This is a genomic window from Dietzia sp. oral taxon 368 (assembly GCF_002999155.1).
Classification (GTDB): domain Bacteria; phylum Actinomycetota; class Actinomycetes; order Mycobacteriales; family Mycobacteriaceae; genus Dietzia; species Dietzia cinnamea.
Genome location: NZ_CP027238.1, coordinates 2,036,592 through 2,050,902, shown reverse-complemented (window position 1 = coordinate 2,050,902; position 14,311 = coordinate 2,036,592). Strand labels below are relative to the sequence as shown.

Annotated in this window: 15 protein-coding genes and 1 tRNA gene; 4 read left to right on the top strand and 12 right to left on the bottom strand. The window is 68.7% G+C overall.

All coding sequences use genetic code 11. The features are described 5' to 3' along the window. Positions 1-91: 91 nt before the first annotated feature. Entirely contained in the window at positions 92-520 is a 429-nt protein-coding gene (locus C3V38_RS09610; RefSeq protein ID WP_106385675.1) for an HIT family protein, read from the top strand. A gap of 33 nt (positions 521-553) precedes the next feature. On the opposite strand, the gene C3V38_RS09605 is transcribed toward C3V38_RS09610, so the two are convergent. The 3 genes from C3V38_RS09605 to C3V38_RS09595 form a co-directional block, all read right to left on the bottom strand. Continuing rightward, positions 554-979 carry a nuclear transport factor 2 family protein gene (locus C3V38_RS09605; protein WP_254425944.1) on the bottom strand — a complete coding sequence of 142 codons (426 nt, stop codon included), beginning with the start codon at positions 977-979 and terminating at the stop codon, positions 554-556. Next, positions 963-1,337 (bottom strand): nuclear transport factor 2 family protein, encoded by a 375-nt coding sequence (locus C3V38_RS09600; protein ID WP_106385674.1) that lies wholly within the window; start codon positions 1,335-1,337, stop codon positions 963-965. Before C3V38_RS09600 ends, C3V38_RS09605 begins: the two co-directional genes overlap by 17 nt. Positions 1,338-1,503: 166 nt before the next feature. After that, positions 1,504-1,576, bottom strand: a tRNA-Thr gene (locus C3V38_RS09595). A gap of 79 nt (positions 1,577-1,655) precedes the next feature. On the opposite strand from C3V38_RS09595, the gene C3V38_RS09590 reads away from it, so the two are divergent. From C3V38_RS09590 to C3V38_RS09580, 3 genes are all read left to right on the top strand, one after another. Continuing rightward, entirely contained in the window at positions 1,656-3,038 is a 1,383-nt protein-coding gene (locus C3V38_RS09590) for a threonine/serine exporter ThrE family protein (RefSeq protein WP_254425943.1), read from the top strand. 69 nt (positions 3,039-3,107) lie between these two features. Continuing rightward, entirely contained in the window at positions 3,108-3,290 is a 183-nt protein-coding gene (locus C3V38_RS09585) for a hypothetical protein (protein ID WP_007633643.1), read from the top strand. A gap of 34 nt (positions 3,291-3,324) precedes the next feature. Next, positions 3,325-4,773 (top strand): trehalose-6-phosphate synthase, encoded by a 1,449-nt coding sequence (locus C3V38_RS09580; RefSeq protein WP_106385672.1) that lies wholly within the window; start codon positions 3,325-3,327, stop codon positions 4,771-4,773. 16 nt (positions 4,774-4,789) lie between these two features. Here C3V38_RS09580 and C3V38_RS09575 read toward each other — a convergent pair whose 3' ends face one another. From C3V38_RS09575 to C3V38_RS09535, 9 genes are read right to left on the bottom strand one after another with little or no spacing between them, the layout of a single operon-like run. Then, positions 4,790-5,572 (bottom strand): hypothetical protein, encoded by a 783-nt coding sequence (locus C3V38_RS09575; RefSeq protein WP_106385671.1) that lies wholly within the window; start codon positions 5,570-5,572, stop codon positions 4,790-4,792. Then, positions 5,569-6,111 carry a hypothetical protein gene (locus C3V38_RS09570; protein ID WP_106385670.1) on the bottom strand — a complete coding sequence of 181 codons (543 nt, stop codon included), beginning with the start codon at positions 6,109-6,111 and terminating at the stop codon, positions 5,569-5,571. Before C3V38_RS09570 ends, C3V38_RS09575 begins: the two co-directional genes overlap by 4 nt. Next, positions 6,111-7,529, bottom strand: coding sequence for an MCE family protein (locus tag C3V38_RS09565; RefSeq protein ID WP_106385669.1), 1,419 nt, complete (start codon positions 7,527-7,529; stop codon positions 6,111-6,113). The genes C3V38_RS09570 and C3V38_RS09565 overlap by 1 nt, the downstream gene beginning before the upstream one ends. Beyond that, the gene (locus C3V38_RS09560) at positions 7,526-8,764 is read right to left on the bottom strand and encodes an MCE family protein (RefSeq protein WP_106385668.1); all 1,239 of its coding nucleotides are present in this window, start codon (positions 8,762-8,764) and stop codon (positions 7,526-7,528) included. The genes C3V38_RS09565 and C3V38_RS09560 overlap by 4 nt, the downstream gene beginning before the upstream one ends. Next, on the bottom strand, positions 8,764-10,029 hold the full coding sequence (locus tag C3V38_RS09555) for an MCE family protein (protein ID WP_061229434.1): 1,266 nt from the start codon (positions 10,027-10,029) through the stop codon (positions 8,764-8,766). The genes C3V38_RS09560 and C3V38_RS09555 overlap by 1 nt, the downstream gene beginning before the upstream one ends. Next, entirely contained in the window at positions 10,026-11,165 is a 1,140-nt protein-coding gene (locus tag C3V38_RS09550) for an MCE family protein (RefSeq protein ID WP_106385667.1), read from the bottom strand. Before C3V38_RS09550 ends, C3V38_RS09555 begins: the two co-directional genes overlap by 4 nt. Then, entirely contained in the window at positions 11,158-12,213 is a 1,056-nt protein-coding gene (locus tag C3V38_RS09545; RefSeq protein WP_106385666.1) for an MCE family protein, read from the bottom strand. Before C3V38_RS09545 ends, C3V38_RS09550 begins: the two co-directional genes overlap by 8 nt. Next, complete coding sequence (locus C3V38_RS09540; protein ID WP_106385665.1) at positions 12,210-13,448, bottom strand: MCE family protein; 1,239 nt, start codon at positions 13,446-13,448, stop codon at positions 12,210-12,212. The genes C3V38_RS09545 and C3V38_RS09540 overlap by 4 nt, the downstream gene beginning before the upstream one ends. A 10-nt stretch (positions 13,449-13,458) precedes the next feature. After that, positions 13,459-14,310 (bottom strand): ABC transporter permease, encoded by an 852-nt coding sequence (locus tag C3V38_RS09535; protein WP_061229437.1) that lies wholly within the window; start codon positions 14,308-14,310, stop codon positions 13,459-13,461. Between the last annotated feature and the right edge of the window lies 1 nt (position 14,311).

Here is a 14,311-nt window from a genome sequence, read left to right as displayed (position 1 = left end):
TGCCACCCGCCTGGTGGCAGACACGTCCATTAGACCACTTCTTGCCGATCTTCCACCTGAGACCACCGCCCCCATACGTAAGCTGTCGGCCATGTCAACGGTTTTCAGCAAGATCATCGCCGGTGAACTGCCGGGTCGGTTCGTGTGGGAGGACCCCGAGGTGGTCGCGTTCCTCACCATCGCGCCGGTGGCGCCCGGCCACACCCTGGTCGTTCCACGCGCCGAGGTCGATCGGTGGACCGATCTCGAACCCGCGCTGCTGACCCGGCTCAACGAGGTGGCACAGGCCGTCGGCAAGGCCGTCGTGGAGGGATTCGGCGCCACGCGCGCCGGCTACCTCATCGCAGGGTTCGAGGTTCCACACACCCATGTCCACATCTTCCCCGCCGACGACATGTCCGGTTTCGACCTGTCGCTCGCGAATCCCGACACACCGGCCGAGGAGGCCGACGCGGCGGCCGCGACCCTCCGACGGTCATTGCGGGATCTCGGTTACGGGCAGTTCGTCCCCGGGGACTGACCCGTATTTCCGGGCCGGGTCACCGACCCCGACTCAGTGCCCGAGAGCTCGCGTGACGACCCGCATGTCCTGGTAGTCGGTCCACTCCGCGACAAGACCGTCACGGACGACGAAGAACGACCCGACCTCGAGGTGGATCCGCTTACCACCGATCGTGAGATGGGTGGTCCGGTTGATCGCCGCGGTGTTCCCTGAACCGAGGACGTGGTGGATATCGACACCGACGTCCCGGGAGACCTCGGCGTTGAACTCCATCACGTGTCTCAGGCCCTGGTGTCCGTGAACAGTCTGGATCCCCTCCATCGTCAGGACGAGATCAGGAGTGCAGCATGCCCTGGCGGCCTCGAAGTCGCCGGAGAACGCCGCTTCGACCAGAGCCTTCGCCACCTCCCCGGGGCCCCCGTAGCGCGGCCGTCGCCCGCCCGTGCCGGCCCCCACCCCGTCATCCGATGACGTCATCGATCGTCTCCATACTCTTGTAGTCCGCCCATCGCGTGACCACCCCGTCCTCCACCTCCACGAAGGAGCACCCACGGATCTCGATCCCCCCGCTGGGCAGCGTGAACCGCTCGATCCGACGAAGCGCGACCACACCCTCGGATTCCAGGACCTCCCCCTCCACCCCGATCGTGAGGAAGCCTCCAAGCCGCGCCAGATCGGACACGATGTCGCGGATCCCGTCATGGCCGACGTAGCGTCTGACCTGGCCCGTCGTGTAGACGATCGAAGGGGACGATAATGCGATGGCGCCCTCGGCGTCACCGGCGGCGAGGGCGGCCATCCACGCGATGGCGGTATCTGTGGCGGACTCAGTCATCTCGGCGGCGTCTTCCTGGCGGCGGCATTAGAGAACATTCTACTCACCGGCGGCAAAACGCTGACGATGTCGACTGATCTGCGAATTCTCGCCCGGAGCCGGCAATCCACAACCACAACCTTGGCGTGTTCTCAGCATCCGACCAAGCTGCCGGGACGGGCTCGAGAGCTGGAGACGAGACTTGAACTCGCAACCGCCCGATTACAAGTCGGGTGCGCTACCAATTGCGCCACTCCAGCACGGGTCACCGCGCCGTCGCGGGACCCGGCACACATCCTAACCCGGCCGCCGTCGGGGCTCTTGACTACGGTGTGCACCGTGGAGACCCGCGACGCACCGGCACCGCTCACCCGCCCCCTGGCGTGGTTGGGACTGCGCAAGTCGGCCATGGACCTGGCGGTGGAACCGCCACTGTCCCCCATGGCCCCGGTCGACCTCGACGACGACGGCGCCGTCACCGACGTACTCAACCTCGCCCTTGAGATCGGCGGGATCCTGCTGTCCTCGGGCGAGGGTGCCGCGGACACCGTCGCCCAGGCGGAGTCCGTGGCGGCGGCGTTCGGGCTCCCCGGCGCGACGGTCGAGGTCACCTTCACGTCGCTGACCATCGGCGTCAACCGGCGACGCGGGCGGCCGCCGATCTCGGTGATCCGGGTGGTCAACTACCGCACGGTCGACATGACGCGAGTGACCCGCGTCTCCCGCCTCATCGACCTCGTCGTGCGCCGTCAACTCACCGTCGACCAGGCCACGGCCGAGGTCGAGAAGATCGTGGCCTCCCCGCATCCGCATTCCTTCCGGGTCGCGGTCCTGGGATGGGCGATGCTCGGGTGCGCGGTCGTCATCCAACTAGGGGGCAGCCCATTGGCCGGCCTCATCTCGATGGTCTCGACGTTCGCCCTGATGTACGCCAACCGGGCCCTGGATCGACACCGCTTGCCCAGCTTCTTCCAGCAGGTGGTCGGGGGGTTCATCGCCGCCGCCTGGGCTCTGGCAGCGTACGTGGCCGTGAGCGACAACTTCATCGAGGTCCAACCGTCCCAGCTGGTGGCGGCGGGGATCATCGTGTTGCTCGCCGGCCTGACCCTCGTCGGCGCGATCGAGGATGCCATCACCGGGTTCCCCGTGACCTCCGCCGGGCGAGGGGTCGAGACGATGGTCATGACCGGCGGGGTCCTGGGCGGAATCACGATCGGGCTCGCGGCATTCGACCGCCTGGGCATGTCCCCTCCCCCGATCGATCCGGCCATCGCCGGCAACGCCGCTGTCCACGTGGCGGTGCTGGCCGCCGGCGTGGGCGCCGCCGGGTTCGCTGTGGCCAGCTACGCGACGGTGCGCTCGACCTGGCTCGCCGCAGCCGTCGGGGCGACCGGAATGTTGATCTTCCAGGCGGTCACGGCCACCGGCCTGGGCGTGGTCGTCGGTTCGGCGCTCGCGGCGTGCACGATGGGCCTGTTCGGCGGCATCCTCGCCCGTATCGCGACCGTTCCGCCGCTGGTCGTCACCGTCGCCGGCATCACCCCGTTCCTGCCGGGCCTGTCGGTGTACCGCGGCCTGTCCGCGCTGACGAGCGATCAGACGGGCATCGGCCTGGGGCTGATGTTCCAGGCGTTGGCGATCGCGGTGGCGTTGGCCGCCGGGATCGTGTTCGGTGAATGGGTCACCCGGAATCTGCGTAGGTCGGCCGCCGCCGACCAGTGACGTAGAATCGGCCGTGGACGACGCCGCCACCCGGCGCCCTCGTCCCCCACCGACCCCAGGAGGACATCGATGGCATCCGCCGCCGCCAGCAAGGAACCCGAACTCGACGATCTGGAGCCGGTCGCAGACGAGACGGCCGATCAGGCCCGCCGGGTCGTGGCGTCGTACTCCGCCGACGCGGACGAGTGCCGGATGCTCCTCGACATGCTGGGGATCGGCCCGGAGCCGCAGGTGACGGCCGACGCGGAGTAGGCAGAACACGACGACTCGAGACGAGGGCACACGGATGACGAGCGGTACCGGGCAGACGTCGACCGGAGCGGGAGCCGACTTCGTCGTCGTCGCCAACCGCCTCCCAGTGGACCTCGTCATCGATCGGGACGGCACCGAGCACTGGAAGGCCAGCCCCGGCGGCCTCGTCACGGCGCTCGAGTCGATCCTCAAGGCCAACGACGGCGCCTGGGTCGGGTGGCCCGGCGTCCCGGACGCCTCTCCCGAGCCGTTCGACGCGGACGGTATCCGCCTCCACTCGGTCACACTGTCCGCGCGTGACGTCGAGCTCTACTACGAGGGCTTCTCCAACGGCACGCTGTGGCCCCTGTTCCACGACGTCGTGGTGCCGCCCGAGTACCACCGCGAGTGGTGGACCGCCTACCGCGAGGTCAACACGCGCTTCGCCGAGGCCACGGCCGAGGCCGCCGCCGAGGGCGCCACGGTGTGGGTGCAGGACTACCAGTTGCTGCTGGTGCCCGCGCTCCTGCGCGAGCTGCGCCCCGACCTGACCATCGGGTTCTTCCTCCATATCCCGTTCCCGCCCGTCGAGCTGTTCATGCAGCTGCCGTGGCGGACCGACCTCGTCGAGGGCATGCTTGGTGCCGACCTGGTCGGCTTCCATCTGCCCGGTGGTGCGGACAACTTCCGGATCCTCGCCAGCCGACTGCGCGGCCACCCGTCAGTCCGGCTGCGCTCAGCCCGTGGGCGCGCCTCCGAGATCCGCGTCGGAGACCGCATGGTGCGGGTCGGCGCCTTCCCGATCTCCATCGACTCCGCGTCCGTCGACGCCACCGCGCGCAGTCGCGAGACCCGCGACCGTGCCTCCCGCCTGCGCGAGGAGCTGGGGTCACCACGCGTGCTGATGCTGGGCGTCGACCGGCTGGACTACACCAAGGGCATCGACGTCCGCCTCCGTGCGCTGGAGGAGCTGTTCGAGGAGGGCCGTCTGGAGCCCTCGGACGTGACCCTGCTCCAGTTGGCCACACCGAGCCGTGAGCGCGTCGAGCAGTACCAGATCATGCGGTCACGGATCGAGGAGTCGGTCGGCCGCATCAACGGGTCGTTCGGGGAGATCGGGCACCCGGTGGTGACGTACATCCACCGTCCGGTGCCGAAGTCGGAACTGACGGCGTTCTACGCGGCCGCCGACGTCATGCTGGTGACGCCGGTGCGCGACGGCATGAATCTGGTGGCCAAGGAGTACGTGGCCTCGTGCACGGACGGCGACGGTGCGCTGGTGCTGAGCGAGTTCGCAGGCGCGGCCGCGGAGCTGCGCCAAGCGTACCTGTGCAACCCCCATGACCTCGACGGCGTCAAGGACTCCATCATGACCGCGGTGAACGATTCCGCCGAGGAGCGTCGCCGGCGCATGCGCACCCTGCGTCGTCAGGTGTTGGGCAACGACGTCCACGCGTGGGCCCGCCGCTTCTTTCAGACGCTCGACGCGACGTCCGGCGACTAGCCTATAGCGAGGCTCCTTACAGCGCCTCCAGTTCGGCGAGCTTCCACGTCCCGTCCTGACGCTCCATGGCCACGCTGAGCCGCGACGCCGAGCTCGCGGCCTCGGGGTTCTCCTTGGTCGAGACCATGCGGTTGAGCATGACCAGCACGGTGACGTGATCGGCGTCCACGACCTCCTGCGGGGCCGCGGCGGCGACGGTCGCGTAGACGGTGGCCTCCTGCTGCTTGGCGGCCGAGGCCACGGTCGGCATGGACTGTTCGACGAACTCGGTCAGGGCCGGGTCCGCGAGCCGGTCGCGCACGGCGGCGAGGTCGGCGTCGACCGTCCGGTGGTCGTAGGTGAACATCTGGGTGGTGATCTCGCGCGCCTCGTCGGTGGCCGCGCGGGGCGCGTCCGCGATCCGCTGTTCGGTGGCCGTGGCCTCACGCGCCTCGACGTACTGCCAGCTCGCGAGACCGGCGACGACGACGAGGAGGACCGACACCACCAACAGGGCCGTGATCAGGGTGCGCCGGCGGGCCGGGTCGAGCGGGGTCCGGGCGGCGGTCGGTGCAGGGGCGGCCCCGGTGGCTCCCGAGTCCTCGGCCGACCCGGCGGACCCGGTGTCCCCAGAAGTGTCGACGGCCTCGGAGGTCTCGGTCCGGGGCATGGCCGCCATCCCCTCGAAGAGACCGCCGGCGCGGGCGGCTTCGAGTGCGCGTTCCCGCGCGGCGTCGGCCTTGCGCTGGGCGCGCGCGGCGCGTTCGGCTTCACGCTGGGCGCGGCGGGCGGCGCGCACGTCGGAGTTCGGGCTGCTCATGGGATGAAGTTCACCCCCGACACCTTCATCGTGCCGTCGTCGTGCCGGTTGACGGTCACGCGGACGCGGTACTGGCGGTCTTGGTCCTCGTCGGACTTCGGATTGCCGATGGTCTGGTCGATGGCCATGATCACCTCGGCCCGGTCGGGGTAGGAGTGCTCGACCGCCGCCGCCGTCACCACGCCGTCGGCGACGACCTTGGTGGTGGTCACCACGTCCTCATACGAGTCGCGGCGCGGGGCGAACTGCTCCGAGAAGTCGCCCTCGATGAGGCCCACGATCTCGTCGACGTCCTCAGACAGGGTCTCCTGCCGGATGGTCATCAGCTTGGTCATGACGTTGACGGCCGTGTCCTGGTACGCGGCATCGAGCTCGGCCTGCGAGGCCCGGTCCGCCCGGACGTCCGCCGCCTGGTTGCGCTCGCCGAGCCACAAAACAGTGGCGACGAGCGCCAGGACCAGGCAGATCGCGGCGATCACCGCAGCCGTGATCAGCCCGGCCCTCCCACCGTCGGTGGAGGCCTGGTCTGGCTGTGGCACTACGCGACTCCATTCGTCATCATGGCGGCCAGGTCGGCGTCCTTGTCGAGCCGACTGTCGGCGCCCAGGTCCAGCTGACGGTACGCGGCGCCGTCCGCGCCAACGTACTCGCCCGTAGACGGGTCGTACACGGCCGCCGAGGTGGTCCCCTCCTGACCTGCGGTGGCGCCCGACGGCACCACGTTCCAGGCGTTCGGATTGTCCCCGGGCGGTCCCACCTCACTGGTGTTCGGCGGGTTGATGCCCTGGGGGACGAAGTCGTCCGCCCGGCACTCCTCCGGGGAGGCGCCGGTGCGGCCCGGGAACTCCATGCACGGCAGGTTGCGCGCACCACGGACGGTCATGGTGGAGTCCTTGGCGATCTTGCAGTAGATCCCGTTGATCTGCGCCGGCACCGTGAGATCCGCCGGGCTGCGCCGGTCCTCGGCGGGCAGGAACCCCGTGGTGCACGGAGGGGGCTCGTTGATCTGCAGGTTGAAGTCAACCTTGATCTGCCCGGTGTCCCTGGCCCCGTCGATGGCGGTGAGCAGCGCCGACACCAGCGCCGGGTAGATCACCAGCAGCTGCTCGATCGAGCGGTTGTAGACCACGCCCACCTCGCCGACGCTCACCAGGTTCGCCACCAGCACGGGCAGAGTGGGCTGGAGGTCGTTGAGCAGTTTGGTGGCCCGGCCCAGTGCGTCGGGTCCCCGCTGGATGATCGAGGTCAGCTGGGGCTCGTTCCCCCGCAGCTGGTCCGTGATGTCCGCGACGTTGCGGGTCCACGCCCGGATCGAATCCGCGGACTCCAGCTGCGAGTCGAGTACCGGCTCGGCGTCGGCGATGAGCCTGCGCGTCACGTCCTCGTTCGTCCTGGCCTCCTCCAGCAGGAGCTGGGCGGAATCCAGGAACTGTTGCAGGTCGCGCGCCGACCCGTTGAACGCGTCGAACGACTCCGAGATCACCCGGCGCATCTTGGCGTCATCGATCGACGCCATGAGCACCGTCGCCTGGTCGAGCACCGGGCCGATGCCCTGCGGCATGTCCACCCTGTCCTCGCCGAGCACCGTGCCGTCGGCGAGCCGACCCTCGGGGGACCCCTCGGGGACGAACTCGACGAACTGCTCCCCCACCGCCGAGACGCTGCGGATCTCGGCGCGGACGTTCTCGGGCACATCGGCCCGCGAGTCGAAGTGGAGCTTCGCCACCACCATGCCCGGCTTGAGCGTCACCGAGTCCACCCGGCCGATCGTGTTGCCCAGGTAGGCGACGTTGGCGTTCTCGTACAGCCCGCCGGTGTCCGGCATCTCCAGCGCCACGTCGGTGCGCTTCCAGCCGAGCGCCCGCGGCAGCTGCAGGTAGACCACGGCCATCACGGTGAGCGCCACGACCGTCACCACTGCGAAGACCGTCAGCTGGATCTTGACCAGTCGCGTCATCGGGGGGCCTCCTCGGTCGGTGCCGGGGACTGGTCCGGCGCGGGCGCGGGTGCCTCGCCGGCCGGCGGCTCGGCGGGTTCGGCCGGTGCGACGTCCAGCGCGAACGGGTCCGGCTCCATCGACGAGCCGGGCGCCAGTCCCACGTAGCCCTCCAGGCCCGCCATGCGGTTACCGAACTCGGTTCCCAGCAGCAGCGTCTCGCTCAGACGCGGCATCGACATGTCGGCGTGGATGTACAGGTTGGCGTAGTCGCCCCGCAGGAAGTTGTCGATGCCCGACTGCGGGAACGGGAACGTGATGAGCGTGCTCAGCACCTGGGTGAGGTCACGCCCGGAGTTGGCCAGTGCCTCGAGGACCGGGACGAGGTCCTCCAGATTCGCGACGAGGTTCTGCCCGCCGCCGGCATCGATGATCTGGCTGGCCTTGTGGCCGAAATCGCCCAGCGACACCAGGGCCGTGGTGAGCTCCTGCTTCTGGTCGTTGATGAGCTCGAGCGCGGCGGGCATCTGCGAGAGCGCCTTGGCCAGAGTGTCGTTCTGCTCGTCGATCTGCCGGGCCAGGCGGTCCAGGCCCTCCATGGCCGCGATGATGTCGGCCCGCTGGTCGTCGAGACCGCTGACGGTGGTCTCCAGCTGACCGATGACCTCCTTGGCGTCCACCTGCCGTCCGTCGAGGGCGGTGTTGAGCTCCTCGGAGATGGTCGAGAACTGGGCCAGGCCGCCGTCGGTGAGCACCACCGACAGGGCCGAGAGGGTCTGCTCCGTGGTCGGGTAGACGCCCGCCCGTTCGATCGGGATCACGTCACCGTCCGCGAGCGTGCCCTCCGCCCCTCCGTCCGGCGGTGGGAACAGCTCGAGATGCTGCGAGCCGAGGAGGCTGGTCTGCCCGATCTTGGCGTGGGCGTTGGCCGGCAGCCGTACGTCCCCGTTGAGGGTCACCGTGACGATCGCCGTGTAGTCCTCGACCTCCATGTGGCTGATCGAGCCCACGTTGACGTCGTTGACGCGCACCGGCGAGTTACGCGTGATCGTGGTGACGTCGGGCATCTCGATGGTGACCTGGTAGGCCCCGTCTCCGTGTCCCTGCGCCCCGGGCAGGGGCAGTGAGTTGAGCCCGTTCCAGGTACAGCCGGTCCCGGCCAGCAGGACGGCCGCGCCGAGCGCGCCGCCGACCAGCAGCCGGGAACGCCGCGGCCCGTTCCGCTGCGCGCGGTCGCGGGAAGTCGCCTCGGCCATCACGCACCTCCCGTCGGAAGCAGGGTGTCGGTGAGGTTGTCACCCTTGTTGACCACGTTGACCAGCGGATCCGGCTGCGCCGAGGGCGGTTGAACGCCGGGCGGGGTCTGGGTGCCCGGACGCTGCGCCTGGATGATCTGATCCGGCTCCGCGGTCGGGGTGATGGGCGGGGTCACCTGACCGTACGGGTAGTTGGAGGTCAGCGAGTTGAACAGTGGCGCCATGTACTGCGCGCACAGTGCGGCGTCGGACTCCGACGTGTTGTTGTCCAGGCCGGCGATCGCGCCGCAGAGGAAGTTGGCCGGGTTGGCCATCTGGTTCATGGCCAGGATCCCGTGCAGCGTCCCCTGGTACGGCCGGTAGATGTTGTAGAAGTTCGACATCGCGGTGGGCGCCACGTGCAGCATGCCCTCCACATCGGCGCGGCGGTCGCGGACCACTTTGGTGGCCTGGCCCAGCTTGTCCACGCCCACCGACAGGCGGTCGCCGTTGTTCTCGAGGAACCGGTTGATGTCCATGATCGCCAGGTCGAGGTCGCGCAGCGCGGCGTCGATCTGCTCGGTCTGACCGCTCAGCACCTCCGAGACGCTGGCGAGCTTCCCACCGAAGGAGACGATCTGCTCCTCGCTCTGCGAGAGCGCGGTGACGAACAACTGCAGGTTCTTCAGGGTGGTGAAAAGGTTCTCCCGCCCGTCGGACATGAGCGACATGGTCCGCGAGACCTCGGACAGCGCGTCGCGGATCTCGGCACCGTTGCCCTCGAACATGGAGTCCGCCGAGTCCACGAAGTCGCCGAGCGGGCCGGTCTTCTCGCCCTTTTCCGGGCTCAGCGCCGTGGAGAGCTTCATGAGCTGCTCCTTGACGCCGTCCCACTCGACCGGAACGGCCGTCCGCTCGATGGGGATGACCCCGTCGTCCGGCATCTCGGCCCCGCCGGTGTACGCAGGCGTGAGCTGGATGAACCGTTCGGCGACGAGGGACTGCGCCACGAGCAGCGCATTGGCGTCCTCCGGGACGGCCACGTTCTCGTCCACCTTCATGGTCACCCGCGACATGCCGTCCTCGGTGGTGATGTCGGAGATCGTGCCGACGCGCACCCCGAGCACCCGGACCGTGTCGTCCTTGTAGACCCCCTGCGTGGTGGGGAAGAACGCGGTGATGGTCTTGGTGCGCGAGGAGAACCACCACACCCCGCCGGCGACCAGGGCCACCACGGCGATCAGCGCGATCACCTTGGGGACAGTCGGAGAAAGGAGTCGTCTCATCCCGGAATATTCCCTTCGCCCCACCCGGGGAACTCGTCCAGCAGGGTCGCCTCCGGGACACCGGGCATCGTGGGCTCGCGGACCAGCCCGGGCTCGGGCTGGACACGGTCGTCGATGAGCGGCATGAGGTCACGCACGAGCGTCTGCTGGTAGTGCCCAAGCGAGAGGTTGACCACGTACGCGTTGAACCACGGGCCGGAGGCGACCGCCTCGCCGAGCGCCGTGGAGTACGGCACGATCCGACGCAGGCCCAGGTCGATGTCCTCCCGGTTGCGGATGAGCAGGTCCGAGACCCGCTCGAGCTTGTCGAGCGCGGGTCCGAGCTGCGCCTCGTTGTCCTGGACGACGCCGGACAGCTGCTGGGCGAGCGTGTCGATGTTGGTCACCAGCTCGTTCAACGCCCGCTTGCGCAGGTCGAGCGCGGTGAACAGGGTGTTGCCGTCCACCATCAGCTGGTTGATCTGCTCGTTGCGGCGGCCCAGCACGTCCGTGGTCCCGGCCGCCTTGTCCAGCAGGTCCAACACCGCCTCGTCGCGCTTGTTGAGCGACTGCGACAGCCGGGTGATGCCTTCGATCGCGCCGGCGACCTCCGGTGAGGACTGCTCCATGGTCTCGGACAGCACGTCGAGAGCCTCCTGGACGGAGTCGGTGTCCATGGCCTCGACTGTGTCGCTGAGGTCCCCCAACGCAGAGGTCAGCGAGTACGGCACCGAGGTCCTGTCGAGCGGGATGGTGCGGTCGGCGAGCTCGCCGCGCCCGTCGGAGAACACGGCCAGGGCCCGGCGGCCGAGGATCGAGTCGGTCTTGATCTGGGCCGAGGTGTCGGTCCCCAGGTCGACCTTGGTGCTGATGTCGAAATGCACACGCACCTTGTCGCCGTCGAGCTGGATCTTGCGGACGCTGCCGACCTTCATCCCGGCCACCTGGACCTCGTCGCCGGTGTTGAGCCCGGCGGCGTCGGCCACGTAGGCGGTGGCCCCGTGCATGCCGTTGACGTAGGGGATGCGGTCGTAGTTCAGGGATACCCCCATGAGGAGGACCACCCCGACCGCACCCCAGATCCCGGTCCTGACCGGGTCGCGGTCGCGGAAGCGCAGCTGCCCCCGGGGTGGCTTGTTGTCCTTGTTCTTACTCATCGGGGAACGCACACCGTCCCGTCTTCTGCTCATACTGCGGCATGAACGAGCTCTTGCCCGTGACCGGGTTGGTGAACTCGACGATCACGCCACAGAGGTAGAACTGGAAAAAGCTGCCGTAGACGCCGAGGCGGCTCATCTTCTCGAAGTCGGACGGCAGCCGGTTGATGACGCCCTCGACGAACTCCTCGTCGTCGTTGATCAGCGTGGCCACGCGGTCGACCTGGGCGATGTCCTGCTTGAGGGAGGGCCGCACGTCCGACAGGAGGGTGGTCATATTGGCGCTCGAGTCGTTGAGCCTGGACACCGACTCGGCGAGCGGCTCCGAGTTGGTGGCCAGCCCGGAGACGAGCTGCTGCAGATCGTCGACGATGGAGTCCACGTTCTCCTGGTTCTCGGACACGGTCGTGAGCACGGACGTGAGGTTGGTGATCACGTCCCCGATGAGCTGGTCGCGGTCGGCGAGGGTCTGGGTGAGCGACGACGTCGCGGCCAGCAGGTCCTGGACGGTCCCGGCCTCCCCCTGGAACACCTTGACGATCGACTCCGAGAGCTGGTTGACCTGGGCCGGGTCGAGTGCCTTGAACAGCGGGCGGAAGCCGCCGAGCAGGGCGTCCAGGTCTAGTGCGGGGGCGGTCTGGTCCAGCGGGATGGTCCCGCCGGGCTCGAGCGGGGTCTGCAGGCCCTCGCCGCGCTTGAGCTCGAGGTAGCGGTCGCCGGTGATGTTCTCGTACCGCACCACGGCCTCGGTGCTCTGGTGGACCACCTGGTTGCCGGCCACAGTGAACGACACGTTCGCGGTGTTGGCCTCCTCGAGGTCGATCCTGCGGACCTGCCCCACCTCGATACCGGCGATGCGAACCTTGTCCCCGGACTCCAGGCCCGAGACGTCAGCGAAGTGGGCGTTGTAGCGCTCGAAATCGCCCGAGCGGTACTCGCTGAACACCACGATCAGGCCCACCAGGACCAGGATCATGACCGTGGCGAAAATCCCGAGCTTGACGGTGGTCGCTTTCAGCTCGCGCGCGGCGGCGCGGGCGGCGCTCACGGGTTACCTCCGTCCATGCCGAGCATGAGCTGCAGCAGCGTCGGCGGCGCTGGGACGCCCGGCTGCGGCTCCGGCAGCGGGCCCATCAGCGGCTTGTCTCGGGAGGTGAACACGTTGGGCTGGCCCTCCATGACGTTGGTACCGGTGTCGGTGACCACGAACGGGGCGTGCGTCGCCGAGTCCGGGAACGGCAGCCCGTAGCAGTTGGGCCCGGTACTGGCGTTCACCTTGGGCAGGTCCTTGGGGTACTCGTACGCCTTGACGCCCTGCTGGAACCCGGCCCGGAACGCGAGTCCGGACTGGTTGGTCGCGCCGAACGCCTGCCCGGCGCCGGCGACCCCCTGGTTGAGCCCCACGATGAGGCAGGTGAGCATGGGCGAGTACTCGGCCAGCAGGCTGGTGGACGCACGCAGGTCGGCCAGCGTCTTTACCAGCTCGTCGCCGTTCTCCGCCAGCAGTCGCTTGCCTGTCTCGCCGGTGCCGATCGCGGAGGCCAGAAGTGCCTCGAAGCGGGCCTGGTTGGCCAGGATGTTTGTGCCCACGTCCGTGCCCGAGTCGAGGACCCGCATGACGTCCGGCGTGACGTCCGCGTACAGGTGGGCCACGCGCGAGCCCTTGGACAGGTCCCGCTGCAGGGTCTCGATCTGCGGGTTGATCTCGCCCAGGTACTCGTTGAGTTCGGTGATGGTCTGGCCGATCTGGTCACCTCGCCCGTCGAGGCCGCCCGAGATCGCACCGAGGGTGGCGTTGAGCTTCTCGGGCTCGATCGCCGTGAGGGTGTCGGTCAGCTCCTCGAACATGGTGTTGACCTCGGTGGTGACGCTGGTGGTCTGCACCACGGTGCCCTTCTCGAGGTGGGTCGGGGCGGGGTCGGCCGGGGGCTCGAAGTCTACGGACTTGGCACCGAAGACGGTGTTGGAACCGATGGACACCACCGCGTTCGACGGGACGGCCTCGAGCGCGGCCGGGTCGACCTCGATCTCTATCGTCGCGCCGTCGAACTCCTGCCTGATGTCGGTGACGTTGCCGATCTCCACGCCGCGGGAGCGGACCTTGGCGTCGGCCTCCATGACCAGTCCCGCGCGGTCGCTGCGCACCGTCAGCGGCACGCGGCTGTCGAATGCCCGGACGAACAACAGCAGTGACAGCGCAACCACCACGACGATGACGAGCGCCAGTCCCGCACCGGCGATCCGCCGGGGCGTCGTGTCGCTCCGACTCACCGTCCTCGCCATATCGTCTCTCCTATCCCGACAGATTGAAGTTGCCGTCCCCGCCGTAGATGGCGAGCGAGACGAGGAGGGTCACGGTGACGACGGCGATGAGCGACGTGCGGACGGCGTTACCGACCGCCGAGCCGACGCCCGCGGGGCCGCCCGCGGCGTTGTACCCGTAGTAGGTGTGGATGAGCATGATCGTGATGGCCATCGCGATGGCCTGGACGAAGGACCACAGGATGTCCGTCGGGATGAGGAACGTCGCGAAATAATGGTCGTAGACGCCGCCGGACTGCCCGTAGATGTTGACGGTGGCGAACCGGCTGGCGATGAACGAGGCGATCACCGCGAGCGAGTAGAGCGGCACCACGGCGATCATCCCGGCGACGATGCGGGTGGAGACCAGGTAGGTGATCGAGTCGATCGCCATGACCTCCAGCGCGTCGATCTCCTCCGACACGCGCATGGCGCCGAGCTGGGCCGTGGCCCCGGCGCCGATGGTGGCCGCCAGGCCGATCCCCGCGATCACCGGCGCCGCGATGCGGACGTTGATGAAGGCGGCGAAGAAGCCGGTGAGCGCCTCGACGCCGACGTCGGTGAGCGAGGAGAAGCCCTGGACGGCGATCACACCGCCGGTGGCCAGGGTGAGGAAGGCGACGATGACGACGGTGCCGCCGATCATGGCCAGTGCCCCTGTCCCCATGGCGATCTCGGCGATGAGCCGGAGCGTCTCCTTGGGGTACTGGGTCAGCGCGCGCGGCGTCGCCACCAGCGCGCGCCAGAAGAACAGCGCGTGGTCGCCGAAATCGTCGAAGCTCTTGACCGCGGAGTTCCGGGCCCGTGACAGGCGCGGGAACCGGGCGGTCTCGATCACCGCCATG

What these genes read in the sequence shown, in the direction of transcription:
- C3V38_RS09600 (WP_106385674.1), bottom strand. Translation starts at nt 1,337, where the DNA reads ATGACTGAGTCCGCCACAGATACCGCCATCGCGTGGATGGCCGCCCTC.
- C3V38_RS09555 (WP_061229434.1), bottom strand. Translation starts at nt 10,029, where the DNA reads ATGAGACGACTCCTTTCTCCGACTGTCCCCAAGGTGATCGCGCTGATC.
- C3V38_RS09535 (WP_061229437.1), bottom strand. Translation starts at nt 14,310, where the DNA reads ATGGCGGTGATCGAGACCGCCCGGTTCCCGCGCCTGTCACGGGCCCGG.
- C3V38_RS09560 (WP_106385668.1), bottom strand. Translation starts at nt 8,764, where the DNA reads ATGGCCGAGGCGACTTCCCGCGACCGCGCGCAGCGGAACGGGCCGCGG.
- C3V38_RS09575 (WP_106385671.1), bottom strand. Translation starts at nt 5,572, where the DNA reads ATGAGCAGCCCGAACTCCGACGTGCGCGCCGCCCGCCGCGCCCAGCGT.
- C3V38_RS09565 (WP_106385669.1), bottom strand. Translation starts at nt 7,529, where the DNA reads ATGACGCGACTGGTCAAGATCCAGCTGACGGTCTTCGCAGTGGTGACG.
- C3V38_RS09585 (WP_007633643.1), top strand. Translation starts at nt 3,108, where the DNA reads ATGGCATCCGCCGCCGCCAGCAAGGAACCCGAACTCGACGATCTGGAG.
- C3V38_RS09580 (WP_106385672.1), top strand. Translation starts at nt 3,325, where the DNA reads ATGACGAGCGGTACCGGGCAGACGTCGACCGGAGCGGGAGCCGACTTC.
- C3V38_RS09550 (WP_106385667.1), bottom strand. Translation starts at nt 11,165, where the DNA reads ATGAGTAAGAACAAGGACAACAAGCCACCCCGGGGGCAGCTGCGCTTC.
- C3V38_RS09540 (WP_106385665.1), bottom strand. Translation starts at nt 13,448, where the DNA reads ATGGCGAGGACGGTGAGTCGGAGCGACACGACGCCCCGGCGGATCGCC.
- C3V38_RS09605 (WP_254425944.1), bottom strand. Translation starts at nt 979, where the DNA reads ATGACGTCATCGGATGACGGGGTGGGGGCCGGCACGGGCGGGCGACGG.
- C3V38_RS09610 (WP_106385675.1), top strand. Translation starts at nt 92, where the DNA reads ATGTCAACGGTTTTCAGCAAGATCATCGCCGGTGAACTGCCGGGTCGG.